Consider the following 1,456-nt stretch of genomic DNA (forward strand, 5'->3'; position numbering starts at 1 on the left):
GAGGGACGAGGGGGCCTCCGGTGACGGGGGTGCGGCCGCTGTCGATGAGGAGGCCGTGCGGGTTGATCCGCTGGCGGTGCTCGCCGGGACCGCCGGGTATGACGACCCCGAGCGGTGGTGGGAGGACGTGGTCGAGCACCGCGCCGCGGAGGGTGACGCGCTGGCGCCGTTCGAGGTGCTCGGCGACGCCATGGAGGCCCTGCGCGAGGTCTACGGTGACGGCGGGCACGGCCGTGACCTTATCCGCGAGGCTCATATGCGGCTCCAGACGCGGGCCGCCGTGCGGGAGTTCGGGGACGGGCGCGTGGCCGTGGTGTGCGGGGCCTGGCACGTGCCCGCCCTGCGGCACAGGACGCCGGTGAGCGCCGACCGGGCGTTGCTCAGGGGGCTGCCCAAGGTGAAGGCCGACATGACGTGGGTGCCCTGGACCCACCGCAGGCTCGGCCGCGCCAGCGGGTACGGCGCGGGGATCACCTCACCGGGGTGGTACGGCCACCTGTTCAGCGCGCCCGACCGGCCCGTAGAGCGCTGGATGACCAAGGTCGCGGGGCTGCTGCGCGACGAGGGCAGGCCCGTCTCTTCCGCGCACGTCATCGAGGCGGTGCGGCTCGCCGACACGCTCGCCGCGATGCGGGGGCGGCCGCTCGCCGGGCTCTCCGAGACGACCGACGCCGTGCGGGCGGTGATGTGCGAGGGCTCGGACGTGCCGCTCGCCCTGGTGCACGACAGGCTGGTCGTCGGCGATGTCCTGGGCGAGGTGCCAGAGGCGGCGCCCGCCGTGCCGCTCCAGCGGGACCTCGCGCGGACGCAGCGCAGGCTGCGGCTCAAGCCCGAGGCGCTCGACCGTGACCTGGAGCTGGACCTGCGCAAGGAGACCGACGCGGCGCGCAGCACGCTGCTGCACCGGCTGCGGCTGCTCGGGGTCGGCTGGGGGGAGCCGACCCGGTCCCGGGGAAGCACGGGTACGTTCCGTGAGACCTGGCGGCTGCGCTGGGAGCCGGAGCTTTCCGTACGGGTCGCCGAGGCGGGCGTCTGGGGCACCACGGTGCTGGGCGCCGCCACCGGAAAGGCGTCCGCCGACGCGGTCGGGACGGGGGCGCTCGCCGATGTGACGGCGCTCGCCGAGCGGTGCCTGCTCGCGGAGCTGCCGGACGCGCTGCCGGTGGTGATGCGGGTCCTCGCCGACCGCGCGGCGCTGGACGCGGACGTCGGCCATCTGGCGCAGGCGCTGCCCGCACTGGTGCGGTCGCTGCGGTACGGGGACGTGCGGGGCACGGACACGGCGGCGCTGGGCGAGGTGGCAGTCGGCCTTGCCGAGCGGGTCTTCGTGGGGCTGCCCGGCGCGTGCGCGGGCCTCGACGCGGACGCGGCACTGGAGATGCGGGGGCATGTCGACGCGGTGCACCAGGCGGTGGGGCTGCTGGGGGAGTTCGGTGCGGGCGGCGCCGGTGCCGGG

The 1,456-nt window shown here is 76.1% G+C and carries 1 protein-coding gene; it reads left to right on the forward strand.

The window, feature by feature from the left end:
- Window positions 1-1,456 (forward strand): DUF5682 family protein (locus tag AB8Z36_RS39555; RefSeq protein WP_369218194.1); only part of this gene is annotated, 1,456 nt, incomplete at both ends.

This window comes from Streptomyces flavofungini, assembly GCF_041028215.1.
GTDB lineage: Bacteria > Actinomycetota > Actinomycetes > Streptomycetales > Streptomycetaceae > Streptomyces > Streptomyces flavofungini_B.